General features: G+C 59.4%; 1 protein-coding gene. It reads right to left on the bottom strand.

Annotation, left to right across the window (positions count from 1 at the left end; genetic code table 11):
* Nucleotides 1-64: 64 nt before the first annotated feature.
* Nucleotides 65-1,465, bottom strand: coding sequence for an ISNCY family transposase (locus AC1DUU_RS31860; protein WP_476787289.1), 1,401 nt, complete (start codon nt 1,463-1,465; stop codon nt 65-67).
* Nucleotide 1,466: the final 1 nt, after the last annotated feature.

Here is a 1,466-nt window from a genome sequence, read left to right as displayed (position 1 = left end):
ACCTACCACAAGACACCGTTGTGGCCTGCCTGCTTAAAGCTAGACTCCGACATGCAATCCGAACTCACTCTCCATTGAGCCGTGCCGGGTAAGTTTGTCCTTGCTCCACCGCACTTTGCTGGGAAAGCGCCTGCCGCCGCCGAGCAATGATCGCGGGATCGGTCATGAAATCCGTCCGCTTACCCGGCTTGCGGCCACGCGGTTTGTAGCCAATCTTCTCGCTGTTCGTCTTCACGGCCGGCTTCGTCTGCTGCTCCTGACGTTCCTTGATGTAGGCCAGGACATCACCGAGCCGCTTGTTCTCGATGATCGCCGCATGGCTCACCCGCTGGTCCTTATCGAACACCCGATAGGGCAGGGAATGGCCTTTCCAGCGCACATCCAATCGACCATCCGCATAGGCATAGGTCTCGACATAGCGACCAGCCAAACCGCGCGTCACCTCGGTCTCCTCAAGCATGATCCGCTGGCGCTCGAACGAAAATGTCAGCTGCGATCCAACATAGCGCTGCTCGCGTTTGCACAGGATCTCTTTGAGCCGATCGGGCGCCAGATTCATTGACCGATGCAGATCATCGGGTCGGGCAGGGACGATCGCAAACCGCGCGTTGTGGTGCTCTATGAAGCCAGGCAGAAATGCATTGCCAGCCTCCATGTCGTCGATACCCGCCAGCCTTAATTCTTTGACCAGCCGATCCTGCAGCGTTCGGTTGGCGCGCTCGACCCGACCTTTGGCCTGACTGGAATTTGCGCAAAGAATCTCGATATTTAGCTCGCAAAGCGCACGGCCGAACTGGGTCATGCCCTGGCCGCCCTTGGCATCCTTCTTCGTCACCCGGAACACCGAATGCTTGTCGGAATAAAAGGCGACGGGAGCACCGTGGTCCTTCAAATAGAGTTCCAGCGCCTCGAAATAGCTGAAGGCACTTTCCGAGCGTACGAAGCGCAACTGCATCAGCTTGCCGGTCGCATCATCGATGAACACTAGCAATGAACATGGGTCAYCGCGATCTTCGAACCAACGATGCTCGGAGCCATCGATTTGGACCAGTTCGCCATACGCCTCGCGCCGCAACCGCGGCTGATGAAACGTCCGCCGCTGCTTGCGCGACAACCACAGGCCGGCCTCCGACATCCATTGGCGCAAGGTCTCGCGCGAAACCGTCAGCCCGTCGAACTCCGCAAGCTTCTCCGCCGCCAGTGTCGGACCAAAGTCCGCATAGCGCTCGCGCACGATCTCCATGGCATAATCGCGCACGCCGTCACAAATCCGATTGTTCGATGGGCGGCCGATCGCCTTGTGTCGGATCGAGCCCGCGCCGCTCGTCTTCATCCGTTCCAGCAGCCGGCGCACCTGGCGCGGGCTCAGCGCCAGAACATGCGCTGCCGAAACGATCGTCGTCCGGCCGGCAACAACCTTCGACAAAACTTCGATCCGTTGCAGATCGCGCTCGCTCATCGCAATC

The organism is Aminobacter sp. P4_H6_2 (assembly GCF_056400805.1).
Note: the sequence above shows the minus strand (reverse complement) of the source record. Positions and strands in the feature narration are given on the sequence as shown.